Origin of the sequence: Plantibacter sp. PA-3-X8 (genome assembly GCF_003856975.1) — a bacterium.
Lineage (GTDB): Bacteria > Actinomycetota > Actinomycetes > Actinomycetales > Microbacteriaceae > Plantibacter > Plantibacter auratus.
Genome location: NZ_CP033107.1, coordinates 3,495,749 through 3,510,149, shown reverse-complemented (window position 1 = coordinate 3,510,149; position 14,401 = coordinate 3,495,749). Strand labels below are relative to the sequence as shown.

Below are 14,401 nucleotides of genomic sequence, written 5' to 3'. Positions count from 1 at the left end.
CATGGCTCAGAAAGTCATCACCACATACATCGACGATCTCGACGGCAGCGAACTCGCTTCCGGTGCAGGAGAGACCGTCCGGTTCGCGATCGACGGAACCGAATACGAGATCGATCTCGGGGCAGACAATGCGAAGAACCTCCGCGAGTCGCTGAAGCCTTATATCGGAGCCGGACGCCCGGTCAAGCGTGGGCGCCGCACCTCGAGCACCAGCACCCGTAACAGCGCCGAGAACCTCGCCGCGATCCGCGAGTGGGCCGCGAAGAACGGGCACGCCGTGTCGTCGCGCGGACGCATCCCTCAGGCGGTCCAGGACGCCTACCGCGCAGCCAACTGACATCACGTCCGGCGACGGCGCTCAGCGGCCCCCCACGCGCCGCTGAGCGCCGTCGCCGTTCCACGCCTGCCTGACCAGTGGTCGTCAGGGCAGGCTCGGCGCACTCGGTGTCGGCCGGCCGAGCCTAGACTGGAATCGTGTCGACGCTCAGTGATCTCGTTCTCGCCCAGGGCCGCTCCAGTGCGGCCGACGTGGAGTGGCTGCACATGCTGCTCGCGGACAGCCAACTCCTCGCGGATCTGGCGTTCGCCGATATCGTCATCTGGGTACCGACCGATTCCGGCAGTTTCATAGCGGTCGCGCATTCGCGTCCGTCGAGTGCCGCGACACTCTTCTATCGCGACTTCGTCGGGCAATCCATCAAGCAGGAATGGCGCAAGCAGGTCACCGACTGTTTCGAGAGTGGACGGATCATCGAGTCGTCCGCACCGGACTGGTACGAGGAGACCCCGACCAGGGTTCGTGCCGTACCCGTCGCCCGGCGGATATCTCCGACCGAGACGACCAATGCCGACGGACCGATCGCGGTCATCACCCGCCACACCAATCTCGGTGAGGCTCGGACGCCCAGCCGCCAGGAACTCACGTTCAACGACTGCGCGAGCGACCTGTTCGAGATGATCGCGGTCGGCGACTTCCCGGATCTCGGAGCGCCGACCGGACCGCGCCGGGGCGCGCCGCGCGCGAGCGACGGCCTGATCCGTCTCGATGTCGACGGCACCGTCACCTTCGCGAGCCCCAACGCGCTCTCGGCCTTCAACCGGATCGGATTCGCCGAGGAACTCGAGGGCGAGTCGCTCGCGGACGTCACGACCCATCTGCTCTCCGGGACGGGGACCGTCACCGTCGACGAGTCCCTGCCACTCGTCGTCACCGGTCGGGCGCCGTGGCGGACCGACATCGAGGACAAGGGCGTGACGGTCTCCCTCCGGGCGATCCCGTTGCGGAGCCGCGGCGAGCGGGTCGGCGCGATCGTGCTCTGCCGCGACGTCAGCGAACTGCGTCACCAGGAGCAGGAACTCATCACCAAGGACGCGACGATCCGCGAGATCCACCACCGGGTGAAGAACAACCTCCAGACCGTCGCATCGCTCCTGCGGATCCAGGCCAGGCGGACGCACTCGGAGGACGCCCACGACGCCCTCACGCAGGCCATGCGGCGCGTGGCCGCCATCGCGGTCGTGCACGACACGCTGTCCGAGGGGCTCAATCAGAACGTCGACTTCGACGAGGTCTTCGAGCGCGTGCTCCTGCTCATCGCCGAAGTGGCGAGCTCGCACAACACGACGGTCCGCCCGAAGTCCTCCGGCTCGTTCGGCGTGCTCCCGAGCGAGTACGCGACGCCACTCGCCCTCGCGCTCACCGAACTCGTGACCAATGCGGTGGAGCACGGACTCAACGGGCGCGACGGCGACGTGGAGATCACGGCCGATCGCACGGACGAGCTGCTGAGCGTGCAGGTCCGCGACAACGGCGTGGGGCTCCCGGAGGGGAAGGTCGGGTCCGGTCTCGGCACCCAGATCGTGCGGACGCTCATCCAGGGTGAACTGGGCGGGACCATCGACTGGCACACGCTCATGGGGAGCGGAACCGAGGTCACGATCGCGATCCCGATGCGCTGGGTCGCCAAGAGCTGAGGTCCTGGTCCGTCACGAACGGCCGCAGACATGCGAGAACCCCGGGGCCGTTCGGCACCCGGGGTTCTCGTCTGCGATTAGGAGGCGCGGCGAGCGCGAGCAGCGCGACGCTTGAGGGCGCGACGCTCGTCTTCGCTGAGGCCGCCCCACACGCCGGAGTCCTGGCCGGTCTCGAGCGCGTACTGGAGGCAGAGCTCCGTGACACTGCAGGTGGCGCACACGGCCTTCGCCTTGTCGATCTGATCGACCGCCGGACCGGTGTTCCCGACCGGGAAGAACAATTCCGGGTCGACGGTCAGGCAGGCAGCTTTATCGCGCCAATCCATAGGGGAGCTCCTTTTATTGCATGGTGAGATTTCTTCAACCGAGTGAGGGGTCTCGGGAAGCGAAAGCCGAAATGCGAGGGGGATGATCGTCCGGGAATCGGGATCTGTCCACACCCTCGTGGACCTCATGTCGGCCTCAAACATGGTTTCATATCGGTAAGAGCAAATCAATAGTCAAGTTTGGGTGAACCCTGTGAGTACCGATCGAAACGCCGCCTCCGCTCCGAACCCGGGGAGGCGTCGTGAGCCCGCGGTGCTGGCCTTCATCGTCCTGCTCGTCGCCGAGGCGTTGCTCATGATCGGGCTCTCGGCCTGGTTCCTCTTCGAGCTGGTCGCGGCGACGCCGGCCTCGTTCACGAGCGCACTGGCGATCTTCGTGATCCTGCTCATCGCCACGGCGTTCGTCACGGCGCTCGCCCTCGGCGCGATCCGCGGACGGAGCTGGATCCGCGGGGGAGCGGTCACCTGGCAGCTCGTGCAGATCGCCGTCGCCGTCGGCGCGTTCCAGGGGGTCTTCGCGCAACCCGCGATCGGGTGGTTCCTGCTGCTGCCGTCGCTGGCCGTCCTCGGGCTCCTGTTCACGCCCGCGGTCGCCGCCGTGACCCGACGCGAGATCTGAGCGCGACGGGTCGGTCGTGATGGTCCAGCAGCGACGCGTCAGGCGTCGAGGCCGAGGGCCTTGCGGAGGCTCTTCACATGGCCGGTGGCCTTGACGTTGTACCGGGCGAGGGTGAGGGTGCCCGTCTCGTCGATGACGAACGTCGAGCGGAGGACCCCCGTGACGATACGTCCGTACGAGTTCTTCTCACCGTAGGCTCCGTACGCATGGTGGACCGTCAGCTCCGGGTCGCTGAGGAGCGGGAACGTGAGCCCGTCCTCCTCCTGGAAGGCCTTGAGCTTCTCGACGGAGTCCTTCGAGACGCCGAGCACCACGTACCCGGCACCGCCGAGCGATGCGAGGTTGTCGCGGAAGTCGCACGCCTGGGTGGTGCAGCCGGGCGTCATCGCGGCGGGGTAGAAGTAGAGGATCACCCGTCGTCCGGCGAAGTCGGACAGGGACACGCTGGTGCCGTCCTGGTCGGTGAGGGTGAACGCGGGGGCCGGGTCGCCGGCGGAGAGACGGAGTGCTTCAGGCATACCCCAAGCCTAGTCAGGAGTACTGGTCGGCTTTGATCGTCGCGAAGGTCCCCAGCAGCCGCTGGAGCGAGTCGAGGCGTGCCGGGCCGTTCTCCCCGAGTCGTCCCTCGGCGACGGCCTCGATGATCGCGCAGTCGGGCGCGTCGGGCAGATGGGTGCAGCCACGCGGGCACTCGAGGGCGATCTCCGCGAGGTCGGTGAACGACTTCAGGATGTTGGCGGTGTCGACGTGTCCGAGACCGAACGAGCGGACGCCCGGGGTGTCGATGACCCACCCGGACCCTGCGGGCGCCTCGATGCGCAGCGAGACGGTCGAGGAGGAGGTGTGGCGCCCACGCCCGGTGACGACGTTCACATGCCCTGTGGCGCGCTCAGCGGTCGGGACGAGGGCGTTGACCAGGGTGGACTTGCCGACGCCCGAGTGGCCGACGAAGACCGTGTCGTGGCCGATGAGGGCCTCGGTGATCTCGGCCAGCGGGACGTCGTCCTCCCGGCTGCGGAACACGCGCAGGCCGAGCCCGGCGAAGTTCGCGAGGAACTCGTCGGGGTCCTGGAGGTCCGTCTTCGTGATGCAGAGGATCGGGGTGATCCCCGCGTCGTAGGCGGCGACGAGGTAGCGGTCGACGAGTCGGGCCCGAGGCTCGGGGTTCGCGGCGGCGACGACGATGAGCATCTGGTCGGCGTTGGCGACCACGACGCGCTCCATGGCGTCGGTGTCGTCGCCACTGCGGCGGAGCAGCGTCGTGCGCGGCACGATCCGCACGATGCGCGACAGCGTGCCCTCGGCACCCGAGGTGTCGCCGACGACGTCGACCCGGTCGCCGGTCACGATGGCCTGCTTGCGGAGTTCACGAGCGCGTGTCGACGTCAGGACACGCTCCTCGGGCGTGCCCTCGTCGAGGAGCACGGTGTAGCGGCCGCGGTCGACCGCGAGGACGCGTGCGGTCAGTGCATCGAGGTGCTCGGGCCGCGTCTTTGTCCGTGGGCGGTTCGCCTTCGGGTTCGGCCGCATCCTGATGCTCGACTCGTCGAGTTCCGGCTCGTCGTCGTCGACGCCGTCGTCCCACCAGCTCATCGGCTCAGCCCCCGAGCATCGCGTGCCACAGTTCGGTGAACTGTGGGAGCGTCTTCGCGGTCGTGGCGACGTTCTCGATGGTGACCCCGGGCACGACGAGACCGAGGATCGCTCCCGTGGTCGCCATGCGGTGGTCGTGGTAGCTCGACCACTCGCCGCCGTGGAGGGGGCGCGGCTCGATGCGGAGACCGTCCGGCAGCTCCGTGACGGCGCCCCCGAGCTTGTTGATCTCCGTCGCGAGGGCCGCGAGGCGGTCGGTCTCGTGGTGACGGATGTGCCCGATGCCCGTGATGGTCGACGGTCCGTCGGCGAGTGCCGCGAGCGCGGTGAGGGCGGGCGCGAGCTCGCCGCCGGTGGTCAGGTCGAGGTCGACAGCGGTGATCCGCTCGCCGCCGGTGACGGTGAGGCGGTCGCCGTCCAGGGCGACCGTCGCGCCGAAGCGGGGCAGGAGGTCCGCCAGGTCGGCACCGACCTGGGTGGTGGAGGTGGGCCAGCCGCGGAGCGTGACGCTTCCGCCGGTGACGAGCGCCGCGGCGAGGAACGGTGCGGCGTTGGAGAGGTCGGGCTCGAGGTCGACGTCGAGCGCGGCGATCGTGCCGGGGGCGACGACCCACTCACCGACGGCCGGTTGTTCCACGGTGACCCCGCGGGCCGCGAGGGCCGCGATGGTCATCTCGATGTGCGGCAGGCTCGGCAGGCGCTCGCCCTCGTGGACGAGGTGGAGACCCTGCTCGAAGCGGGCCGCGGCCAGCAGGAGGCCGGACACGAACTGGCTCGACGATGACGCGTCGATCGTGAGCTTGCCACCCGCGACCGCGCCTGTGCCGTGCACCGTGAAGGGGAGCGCCTTCCGGCCGTCGTCGCTGATGTCGACACCCAGCGCCTGCAGCGAGGCGATCATGGTCGCCATGGGGCGGTTCCTGGCGGAGGGGTCGGCGTCGAACACGGTCGGTCCGAGGGCGAGCGCTGCCAGCGGCGGGACGAACCGCATGACGGTGCCGGCGAGCCCGCACTCGACGGTCGTGCTGCCGAACAGCTCACCCGGCGTGACGAGCCAGTCCTTGCCGAACGCGCCCGAGGCCGGGCGCTCGACGATGGTCGTCCCGAGTGCGCGGAGCGCCTCCACCATGTTGGTGCTGTCCATCGAGTGGAGCGGAGCACGGAGCAGCGACGGTCCGTCGGCCAGGGCGGCCAGGACGAGCTCGCGGTTCGTGAGGGATTTCGAGCCCGGGAGGGACACGGTCGCATCGACCGGCCCGTCCGCGACGGGCGCCGGCCAGGCGGCGTCGTCGTGCTCGGGTTCGGCATCGCCGTACACGTCGAAATCGGGTGCGGAATACGGATTGGTCAACATTGGTTCCAACAGTAGTCGGGGTCACGAGCAGAAGGAGGAACGGATGTCCACAGCGGTACTGGAACGACCGGTGACGGAGGCCGATCACGGTCGTCTGGCGCTGGCCGTAGACTGGCCGGTGATGACCTCCGTCGACCCAGAAGCCCTTCCGGCCGAGCCGGACCCCCGATCACTGTTCGAAGCACAGGCACTGCCGTTCATCGATCAGCTGTACGGCGCTGCCATGCGCATGACGAAGAACCCGTCGGATGCTCAGGACCTCGTCCAGGAGACGTTCGTCAAGGCCTTCGCCGCGTTCGCGCAGTTTGAACAGGGCACCAACCTGAAGGCATGGCTCTACCGCATCCTCACGAACACGTACATCAACACGTATCGGAAGAAGCAGCGCGAGCCCTACCAGGGCACCATCGACGACCTCGAGGACTGGCAGTTGGGCGGCGCCGAGTCGATCAGCGCGACCTCCAGCCGATCCGCCGAGGCCGAAGCGATCGATCACCTGCCGGACAGCGACGTGAAGAACGCGTTGCAGGCCATCCCGGAGGACTTCCGCCTCGCGGTGTACCTCGCCGACGTGGAGGGCTTCGCCTACCAGGAGATCGCCGACATCATGAAAACGCCCATCGGGACCGTGATGAGTCGTCTGCACCGTGGCCGACGACTCCTCCGCGACCTGTTGGCCGACTACGCCGAGTCGCGGGGGTTCACCGTGACGAAGCAGGGGAGCAAGAAATGAGCGACTGCGGCTGCGACAAGGCCAAGAAGGACCTCGAGGAGTACCTCCGTCACGAGGTGTGCACGACCGAAGCGGCCGACATCCGCGAGCACCTCGCGAACTGCCCGGAGTGTCAGAACGAGGCGCTCGTCGCCCAGACCCTCACGGAGGCCGTCCAGCGGGCGTGCAAGGAGACGGCACCCGAAGACCTGAAGAACCAGGTCCTGGCGTCGCTGCGGGCCACCCAGGCCACCCACGAGAGCGCCTGACGACGGACCGACCGCATCAGCCTGCGCCGTCGAGTCGTGACTCCTCGACGTCCAGCATCCGCTGCGCCTTCGCCAGCACCTCGGAGGAGTAGCTGCCGGTCGCCCGCGCATCGAGGAGCGCATCGCGTTCGGCGTCGAGCACTCGGCGTCGCAATTGTCGGAACTGCTCGTGCGGGCCCACGCCGGCATCGGTGCGTTCCGCCGCCGACTCGACGCGGATGAGGCTGCTCGTGCGCACCCGGTCGACGACCGCGGAGTCGAACGGCTCCCCGCCGTCCGTGCGCAGCTGCGGGTCGTCGAGGGCGGCCACACCGACGGTCGAGATCTCCTCGACGAGACCGGCCAGCTCCGCCATCGCCGCCTGCTCGTCCGTCCCGCCGACCCGGGTCAGCCGGATGACGAGCGGGAGGGATCCGCCCTGGAGCAGGAGGGTGACGATCGCGACCGTGAAGGCGATGAGCACCAGCTCCGCCCGATACGGGGTGTCGAGTGGCAGCGACTGCGCGGCGGCGATCGTGACGACACCGCGCATCCCCGCCCAGGCGAGCACCGCGCCGCCCCGCCAGCCGAGTCCTTCACGTTGCAGGAAGTCCAGGTCGGCGCTCCGCCGGGCGATCGACCTCGAGAAGGCGGCTTTGCGCTTGGCCGATCGCGCGTTCTCGGTCGGGCGCTCCTCGAGGCGTGCAGAGACCTCCGCCAGCCTCGGCCGCCGGGCGAGGGCCTCCCGTTCATCGCGTCGCAACGACCAGACGAGGACGCCGACGAACACGATGCGGACGACGATGAGGGTGATGGCGGTCAGCAACCCGAGGCCGATCGACGACCAGATGCCGAGGTCGTCCTGCTCCACCTGCGAGACGATGGCCTCGAGCTCGAGCCCCATGAGCAGGAACACGCCGTTCTCGAGGAGGAACTGCGTCGTCCGCCAGTTGATCCGCTCACTGATGCGGTCCTGGGCGGTGAAGTACTTCGCGCTCTGATGCCCGGTGTAGAGTCCGGCGACCACGACCGACAGGACCCCTGAGGCGTGGAAGTGCTCGGCGGGCAGATACGCGATGAACGGCACCGCGAAGGAGATGACCGTCGTCAGGACCGGGTCGCCGAGGCGGGATCGGATCCGGACCGTGATGAACCCGACGACGATCCCGATCGCGATCGCGAGCGCCACGGCATAGGCGAAGTCGCCCAGGACACCCCACAACGAGACCGTCCCAGCAGTCGCGGCGATGGCGGAGCGCAGGAGGACGAGGGCAGAAGCGTCGTTCACGAGGCTCTCGCCCTCGAGGACGCTGACGAGGCGCGACGGCATGCCCAATCGCTTACCGATGGAGGTCGCGGCGACCGCGTCGGTCGGGCTGACGACGGCACCGAGGGCGATGCCGGCGGCCAGGCTCAGGTCGGGGAGGATCGTCGACAGGATCCAGCCGATGAGGACCGACGACACCACGACGAGGACGACCGAGAGCCCGGAGATCGCCTTGAGGTTGCGGCGGAAGTCGACCAGGGGCACGTTGACGGCGGCCGAATAGAGGAGCGGTGGCAGCACGCCGGCGAGGATCCACTCCGGCTTGACCTCGACGTCCGGCACGAACGGCAGATAGCTGAGAGCGAGCCCGACCAGGACGAGGATGAGCGGGGCTGCCACGCGCAGCTTGTTCGCGAAGCGGGCCACCGCGACGATGGTCACCACCGCGACGACGGCGAGGAATGCGAAGTCCATGGCGTCAGCCTATTGGCGGTGGCTCACCGCCCACTCACGGATCGCTGTCGCCGTGCTGACCACCCGCGTCCGGACGACGACGCAGACGACGACGACCGCCTGTCGGAACAGGCGGTCGTCGGTCGTGCGGCTGAGGTCAGAGCGCCAGCGCGGTGCGGAGGAGCTCCGCCTGCTCGGCGGCGTGACGCTTCGCCGAACCCGTGGCGGGGGAGGCGGACGCGGTGCGCGACACGTTGCGGATCGTCCGACCCTCGAGGTGCTTGGCGGCCTCCAGGCAGATGAACGGCCACGCGCCCTGGTTCTCCGGCTCGTCCTGTACCCACACCAGTTCGGCGTTCGGGTACTGCGCGACCACGGTGTTCAGCTCGGCCACCGGGACCGGGTAGAACTGCTCGACGCGGACGAGGGCGATCTCGTCGTTCGGCTGCTTCTGCAGCTCGCTGAGGAGGTCGTAGTGGATCTTCCCGGAGTGCAGGAGCACCCGCTTGACCGCGGCCTTGTCGGTGATCCGTGCGTCGTCGATCACCGGCTCGAAGCGGCCGGAGGTGAAGTCCGCCACCGGGCTGGTCGCGCCACGCAGACGCAGCATCGCCTTCGGAGTGAAGACGACGAGCGGCCGACGCGGGCGGGCGTACGCCTGGCGACGCAGGAGGTGGAAGTACGACGCGGGGGTCGACGGCCGTGCGACGGTCATGTTGTCCTCGGCGCAGAGCTGCAGGAACCGCTCGATCCGCGCGGATGAGTGGTCGGGGCCCTGGCCTTCGTAGCCGTGGGGGAGGAGGAGCGTGACACTCGACCGCTGCGACCACTTCTGCTCGGCGGAGGAGATGAACTCGTCGATGATCGTCTGCGCGCCGTTGGTGAAGTCGCCGAACTGCGCCTCCCACAGCACGAGCGCGTCGGCACGTTCGACCGAGTAGCCGTACTCGAAGCCCATGACCGCGTACTCGCTGAGGAGCGAGTCGTAGATCCAGAAGCGGGCCTGGTTGTCGCTGAGGTTCGCGAGCGGCAGCCACTCCTGGCCGTTGACCCGGTCGTGGAGGACGGCGTGACGCTGCACGAAGGTGCCGCGGCGGGAGTCCTGTCCGGACATCCGCACCGGGGTGCCCTCGATGAGTACCGATCCGAGCGCGAGCAGTTCTCCGAAGCCCCAGTCGATGTTGCCGTTGCGGCTCATGTCGAGACGCTTCTCGAGGAGCTGCTGCACCTTCGGGTGCACGGTGAACCCGGCGGGCTTGTTGTTGAACGCGTCGCCGATGAGCTGCACGACGCCCTCGGAGACACCGGTCGTCTCGAGTTCGCCGGAGTAGCCGTCCTCGTCGAGGACCTCGGTCGGGATCGGCGTCGGCGAGGTCTGCTCGGCGTGCGTCTCCATGAAGGCGCGCTCGAGGCGGTCCTGGAAGTCGCGGTGCGCGGCCTCGTACTCCTCCTCGGTGATGTCGCCACGGCCGACGAGCGCCTCGGTGTACAGCTTGCGGACGGAGCGCTTCGCCTCGATGAGGCTGTACATGAGCGGCTGCGTCATCGACGGGTCGTCGCCCTCGTTGTGGCCGCGTCGGCGGTAGCACACGAGGTCGATGACGACGTCGCGCTTGAACTCCTGGCGGTACTCGAAGGCGAGCTCCGCGACCCGCACGACGGCCTCGGGGTCGTCGCCGTTCACGTGGAAGATCGGCGCCTGGATGGTCTTCGCGACGTCGGTGTTGTAGATGGAGGAGCGGCCCTCGCCAGGAGGCGTGGTGAAGCCGACCTGGTTGTTGATGACGACGTGGACCGTGCCGCCCGTACGGTAGCCGCGCAGCTGGGACAGCTGCATCGTCTCGAGGACGACGCCCTGACCGGCCATCGCCGCATCGCCGTGGATGAGGATCGGGAGGGTACCGAACGCGCCGATCGGCCCGCGGTCCTGCTTCGCGCGGACGATGCCCTCGAGCACGCCGTTGACGGCCTCGAGGTGCGAGGGGTTCGCTGCCAGGTAGACCGGGATCTCGCGGCCGTCCTCGGCCTTGAAGGTGCCCTCGGTGCCGAGGTGGTACTTCACGTCGCCGGAACCGTGGCTCGCAGGGTCCTGCGTTCCCTCGAACTCGCGGAAGATCTGACCGTACGTCTTGCCGGCGATGTTCGTGAGGACGTTGAGGCGGCCGCGGTGGGCCATACCGATCGCGACCTCGTCGAGCTGGGCCTGCGACGCACCCTGGAGGATGGTGTCGAGCAGGGCGATGGTGGACTCGCCGCCCTCGAGGCTGAAGCGCTTCTGGCCGACGTACTTCGTCTGCAGGAAGGTCTCGAAGGCCTCGGCCTCGTTGAGCTTGCCGAGGATGCGCATCTGCTCGTCGTGCGTCGGCTTCTCGTACTTGCGCTCGACCTTGCTCTGGATCCACTTGCGCTGCGCGGGGTCCTGGATGTGCATGTACTCGATGCCCGTGGTGCGGCAGTACGAGTCGCGGAGGACGCCGAGGATGTCGCGCAGCTTGGCCGTGCGGGCCGAGCCGAAGGCGCCCGTGACGAACTCGCGGTCGAGGTCCCAGAAGGTCAGGCCGTGGGTCTCGATCTCGAGGTCGGGGTGCGAGCGCTGCACGTACTCCAGCGGGTCGATGTCGGCCATGAGGTGGCCGCGGACGCGGAACGCGTTGATGAGCTCCTGGACGCGGGCGGTCTTGTCGACGGCGTCGGCGAGGTCGACGCTGATGTCGGGCGACCAGTGGATCGGGTCGTACGGGATGCGGAGCGCGGCGAAGATGTCCTGGTAAAAGCTGCGGCTGCCGATGAGCAGCTCGTGGACGACCTTGAGGAACTCGCCCGAGCCGGCACCCTGGATGACGCGGTGGTCGTAGGTGCTCGTGAGCGTGATCGTCTTGCCGATCGCCAGCTCGTTGAGCGTGCGCTCGGAGGCGCCCTGGAACTCGGCCGGGTACTCGAGGGCGCCGGCGCCGATGATGCAGCCCTGGCCCTTCATGAGACGGGGGACCGAGTGCACGGTCCCGATGCCACCGGGGTTCGTGAGCGAGATCGTGACGCCCTGGAAGTCGGCTCCGGTGAGCTTGCCCTTGCGAGCGCGGGTCACGAGGTCCTCGTACGCCGAGAGGTACTCGTTGAAGGTGAGGGTGTCGGCGCGCTTGATGCCCGGCACCATGAGGGCGCGGGAGCCGTCGGGCTTCGGGAGGTCGATGGCGATGCCGAGGTTGATGTGCGCCGGGGCGACGACCGTGGGCTTGCCGTCGGCCTCCTCGTAGTAGACGTTCTGGCTCGGGAAGTCCTTCAACGCCTGGATGAGGGCCCAGCCGATGAGGTGGGTGAAGCTGACCTTGCCGCCTCTGGCGCGCTTCAGGTGGTTGTTGATGACGATGCGGTTGTCGATCATCAGCTTCGCCGGGATGGTGCGCACGCTCGTCGCGGTCGGGACCGTCAGGCTCGCGTCCATGTTGGTGGCGAGCGACTTGGCCATGCCCTTCAGCACGGTGACCTTGTCGACGTCCTCCGGAGCGGGTTCGGTCTGGTCGCTCTTCGGCTGCTGGACCTGGTTCGGGCTCGTCATCGGGGCGTCGGCCGGGATCGGGGCCGGCTTCGCCTGGACCGAGGTGGTGCGCGCGACCGGCTGCGCGCCGATGACCTGGATCGGGGCCGTCGGCGGGTTGACCCGGGCCGCCGCCTCGTCCGCCGCCGCAGGGGTGGGGGCCGACGCCGTGGCGCCGGCGGCTGCCGCATCGTCGTCCGACTGGCCGCCCGTCGTTCCCTGGGCTGCGCCGTTCACCGGCCGGTAGTGCTCGAGGATCGGCCACCAGGAGCGGTCCACGGAATCCTTGTCGACGAGGTACTGCTCGTACATCTCGTCGACGAGCCATTCATTGGCTCCGAATTCGTTCGTTGCGCCGTCATCGGCGCCCACTCCGGTCATCTGGCTCGACACCGTCGATCGCCCACTCTCTCCGTTGAATTCTCACTGTTTGCAGGCAGGGAACATGCCCGCACGATCCAGTCATCAAGCCTAAACCCATTCCGTCGTCGGTGCGGCTCGGACGCCGGTCGGGATACGGTGTTCTCATGCGGTTCATCGGTGAGATTCCCAGCCACGACCTGACGTACTCGGACGTGTTCCTCGTCCCCAGCCGCTCCGGGATCACGAGTCGACTCGACGTCGACCTGGCTCCGGACGACGGCACCGGCGCCACGATCCCGATCGTCTCCGCCAACATGAACTCCGTCACCGGGCCACGCCTCGCGGCGGCACTGGCGCGGCGCGGCGGACTCGGCGTCCTGCCGCAGGACATGCCGCTCCAAGAGCTCGACGCGGCGATCCGCTGGGTCAAGGAGCAGCCGGTCGCCTTCGACACGCCGCTGATCATGCGCGCCGATCAGACCGCGGCCGACGCCCTGCGCCTGATCCCCGCGGTCGCCGGTCACGGCATCGTGCTCCACGACGAGCGCGACGCCTTCGCCGGCTGCATCCCGGCCGCACGTCTCGCCACGGCGCTGCCCGACGCACGGCTCGGCGACCTCGCTCGCGGGTCGCTCGCCTCGATCGACGCCGACGACGTGACCGGTGGCCGGGCCGCGTTCGACCTCATGGTCGCCGCCGACCTCGAGTTCGCGCCCGTGCTGCACCACGGCGCCGTCGTCGGCACCCTCAGCCGGACGAGCGCGCTCCGGTCGACCATCTACACGCCGGCGCTCGACGCGTCGGGCCGGCTCCGGGTCGCCGCGGCGATCGGCATCAACGGCGACGTCGCCGTCAAGGCGCAGGCGCTCGCCGCCGCCGGGGTGGACGTCCTCGTGATCGACACCGCCCACGGGCACCAGGAGGGCATGCTCCGCGCGATCGCGGCCGTCCGTGCGCTCGGTCTCGGCCTCCCGATCGTCGCCGGCAACGTCGTGTCCGCCGTCGCGGTGCAGGACCTCGTCGACGCCGGTGCGGACATCCTCAAGGTCGGTGTCGGACCCGGTGCGATGTGCACCACGCGGATGATGACGGCGGTCGGACGTCCGCAGTTCTCGGCCGTGCTCGAGACGGCCGCGACCGCCCGCGCACTCGGCGCGAAGGTCTGGGCGGACGGTGGCGTCCGCTACCCCCGCGACGTCGCCCTCGCCCTCGCGGCCGGTGCGTCCTCGGTCATGATCGGGTCCTGGTTCGCCGGCACGATCGAAGCCCCCGGTGAGCTGCAGCGCGCCGCTGACGGGTCGCTCTACAAGGAGAGCTGGGGCATGGCGTCGACCAAGGCCGTGCACGAGCGCTTCGGGCGACTCGACCCGTTCGAACTCGCGCGGAAGACGCTCTTCGCCGAGGGCATCTCGTCCTCCCGCATCACGATCGACCCGCTCCGGCCCTCGGTCGAGGACCTCCTCGACATGATCACCGCCGGGGTGCGCTCGTCGTTCACCTACGCGGGTGCCGACTCGGTCCCCGGCTTCCACGAGCGCGCCATCGTCGGCGTCCAGTCGGCCGCCGGGTACGAGGAGGGCAAGGCGCTGCCCGTCTCCTGGTGAGCCGGGGCGCTGGTGCAACACGCACGACCGCGGTGGGATGATGGGCCCATGGTGGTGAACGGTGGGACGCACGGGTTCGGTGTCGGCATGCAGGTCCTCGTGCTCGTGGACCCGGGATCCGATCCCTCGACGGGGGAGCGTGCCTCCGGGGTCATCGTCGCACCCGGCCGCCAGCGTGCTGCGGCGTTCATCTCGGTGTGGACCGAACAGCTGACGACGTGGATCGTCGAGTTCGACGAACCCTTCACGCCGCCCGACGGCAGCGGCCCGCACGAATCGGCCGAGGTCCGCGAGACCTACCTCATCCCCGCACCCTTCGCCGAGGCGTCGGAGTCCGTCGACGCCTGACCGCC

General features: G+C 68.9%; 13 protein-coding genes. 7 read left to right on the top strand and 6 right to left on the bottom strand.

The window, feature by feature from the left end; genetic code table 11:
• Nucleotide 1: 1 nt before the first annotated feature.
• Together EAO79_RS16515 and EAO79_RS16510 are read left to right on the top strand one after the other, a co-directional pair.
• Complete coding sequence (locus EAO79_RS16515) at nucleotides 2-337, top strand: Lsr2 family protein (protein WP_085513359.1); 336 nt, start codon at nucleotides 2-4, stop codon at nucleotides 335-337.
• A gap of 137 nt (nucleotides 338-474) precedes the next feature.
• A complete protein-coding gene (locus EAO79_RS16510) occupies nucleotides 475-1,974 on the top strand; it encodes a sensor histidine kinase (protein WP_079002802.1) in 1,500 nt (499 codons plus the stop codon).
• Nucleotides 1,975-2,051: 77 nt separating this feature from the next.
• Here the strand turns inward: EAO79_RS16510 and EAO79_RS16505 are convergent, their stop codons facing one another.
• Nucleotides 2,052-2,300 (bottom strand): WhiB family transcriptional regulator, encoded by a 249-nt coding sequence (locus tag EAO79_RS16505; RefSeq protein WP_056012627.1) that lies wholly within the window; start codon nucleotides 2,298-2,300, stop codon nucleotides 2,052-2,054.
• A 193-nt stretch (nucleotides 2,301-2,493) separates the two neighbouring features.
• Between EAO79_RS16505 and EAO79_RS16500 the strand changes: the two genes are divergently transcribed.
• On the top strand, nucleotides 2,494-2,919 hold the full coding sequence (locus EAO79_RS16500; RefSeq protein ID WP_124769633.1) for a hypothetical protein: 426 nt from the start codon (nucleotides 2,494-2,496) through the stop codon (nucleotides 2,917-2,919).
• 38 nt (nucleotides 2,920-2,957) lie between these two features.
• On the opposite strand, the gene bcp is transcribed toward EAO79_RS16500, so the two are convergent.
• Genes bcp through aroA form a run of 3 tightly spaced genes read right to left on the bottom strand, consistent with a single transcriptional unit; the run spans nucleotide 2,958 to nucleotide 5,866 of the window.
• A complete protein-coding gene (gene bcp / locus EAO79_RS16495) occupies nucleotides 2,958-3,437 on the bottom strand; it encodes a thioredoxin-dependent thiol peroxidase (protein ID WP_124769632.1) in 480 nt (159 codons plus the stop codon).
• Nucleotides 3,438-3,450: 13 nt separating this feature from the next.
• A complete protein-coding gene (gene rsgA / locus EAO79_RS16490) occupies nucleotides 3,451-4,512 on the bottom strand; it encodes a ribosome small subunit-dependent GTPase A (RefSeq protein WP_124769631.1) in 1,062 nt (353 codons plus the stop codon).
• A 4-nt stretch (nucleotides 4,513-4,516) separates the two neighbouring features.
• Nucleotides 4,517-5,866, bottom strand: a complete 1,350-nt coding sequence (gene aroA, locus EAO79_RS16485; RefSeq protein WP_124769630.1) for a 3-phosphoshikimate 1-carboxyvinyltransferase — start codon at nucleotides 5,864-5,866, stop codon at nucleotides 4,517-4,519.
• Between the two features lie 43 nt (nucleotides 5,867-5,909).
• Here aroA and EAO79_RS16480 point away from each other — a divergent pair, with 43 nt between their 5' ends.
• Together EAO79_RS16480 and EAO79_RS16475 are read left to right on the top strand one after the other, a co-directional pair.
• Nucleotides 5,910-6,599 carry a sigma-70 family RNA polymerase sigma factor gene (locus EAO79_RS16480; protein ID WP_079707243.1) on the top strand — a complete coding sequence of 230 codons (690 nt, stop codon included), beginning with the start codon at nucleotides 5,910-5,912 and terminating at the stop codon, nucleotides 6,597-6,599.
• Nucleotides 6,596-6,847, top strand: coding sequence for a zf-HC2 domain-containing protein (locus EAO79_RS16475; protein ID WP_079707242.1), 252 nt, complete (start codon nucleotides 6,596-6,598; stop codon nucleotides 6,845-6,847). Before EAO79_RS16480 ends, EAO79_RS16475 begins: the two co-directional genes overlap by 4 nt.
• 16 nt (nucleotides 6,848-6,863) lie before the next feature.
• Here EAO79_RS16475 and EAO79_RS16470 read toward each other — a convergent pair whose 3' ends face one another.
• Both EAO79_RS16470 and EAO79_RS16465 read right to left on the bottom strand, forming a co-directional pair.
• On the bottom strand, nucleotides 6,864-8,567 hold the full coding sequence (locus tag EAO79_RS16470) for a sodium:proton antiporter (protein ID WP_124769629.1): 1,704 nt from the start codon (nucleotides 8,565-8,567) through the stop codon (nucleotides 6,864-6,866).
• Between the two features lie 136 nt (nucleotides 8,568-8,703).
• Nucleotides 8,704-12,474 (bottom strand): multifunctional oxoglutarate decarboxylase/oxoglutarate dehydrogenase thiamine pyrophosphate-binding subunit/dihydrolipoyllysine-residue succinyltransferase subunit, encoded by a 3,771-nt coding sequence (locus tag EAO79_RS16465; RefSeq protein WP_206428247.1) that lies wholly within the window; start codon nucleotides 12,472-12,474, stop codon nucleotides 8,704-8,706.
• A 134-nt stretch (nucleotides 12,475-12,608) separates the two neighbouring features.
• Between EAO79_RS16465 and EAO79_RS16460 the strand changes: the two genes are divergently transcribed.
• Nucleotides 12,609-14,048: a GuaB1 family IMP dehydrogenase-related protein gene (locus tag EAO79_RS16460; RefSeq protein WP_071262471.1), complete on the top strand. Its 1,440-nt coding sequence runs from the start codon at nucleotides 12,609-12,611 to the stop codon at nucleotides 14,046-14,048.
• A gap of 48 nt (nucleotides 14,049-14,096) precedes the next feature.
• The gene (locus tag EAO79_RS16455) at nucleotides 14,097-14,396 is read left to right on the top strand and encodes a hypothetical protein (RefSeq protein WP_079707238.1); all 300 of its coding nucleotides are present in this window, start codon (nucleotides 14,097-14,099) and stop codon (nucleotides 14,394-14,396) included.
• Nucleotides 14,397-14,401: the final 5 nt, after the last annotated feature.

Bases quoted from the DNA above. Each gene is read 5' to 3' on its own strand.
- EAO79_RS16515 (WP_085513359.1), top strand. From the start codon at position 2: ATGGCTCAGAAAGTCATCACCACATACATCGACGATCTCGACGGCAGC.
- EAO79_RS16505 (WP_056012627.1), bottom strand. From the start codon at position 2,300: ATGGATTGGCGCGATAAAGCTGCCTGCCTGACCGTCGACCCGGAATTG.
- bcp (WP_124769632.1), bottom strand. From the start codon at position 3,437: ATGCCTGAAGCACTCCGTCTCTCCGCCGGCGACCCGGCCCCCGCGTTC.
- rsgA (WP_124769631.1), bottom strand. From the start codon at position 4,512: ATGAGCTGGTGGGACGACGGCGTCGACGACGACGAGCCGGAACTCGAC.
- aroA (WP_124769630.1), bottom strand. From the start codon at position 5,866: ATGTTGACCAATCCGTATTCCGCACCCGATTTCGACGTGTACGGCGAT.
- EAO79_RS16480 (WP_079707243.1), top strand. From the start codon at position 5,910: ATGTCCACAGCGGTACTGGAACGACCGGTGACGGAGGCCGATCACGGT.
- EAO79_RS16475 (WP_079707242.1), top strand. From the start codon at position 6,596: ATGAGCGACTGCGGCTGCGACAAGGCCAAGAAGGACCTCGAGGAGTAC.
- EAO79_RS16470 (WP_124769629.1), bottom strand. From the start codon at position 8,567: ATGGACTTCGCATTCCTCGCCGTCGTCGCGGTGGTGACCATCGTCGCG.
- EAO79_RS16460 (WP_071262471.1), top strand. From the start codon at position 12,609: ATGCGGTTCATCGGTGAGATTCCCAGCCACGACCTGACGTACTCGGAC.
- EAO79_RS16455 (WP_079707238.1), top strand. From the start codon at position 14,097: ATGGTGGTGAACGGTGGGACGCACGGGTTCGGTGTCGGCATGCAGGTC.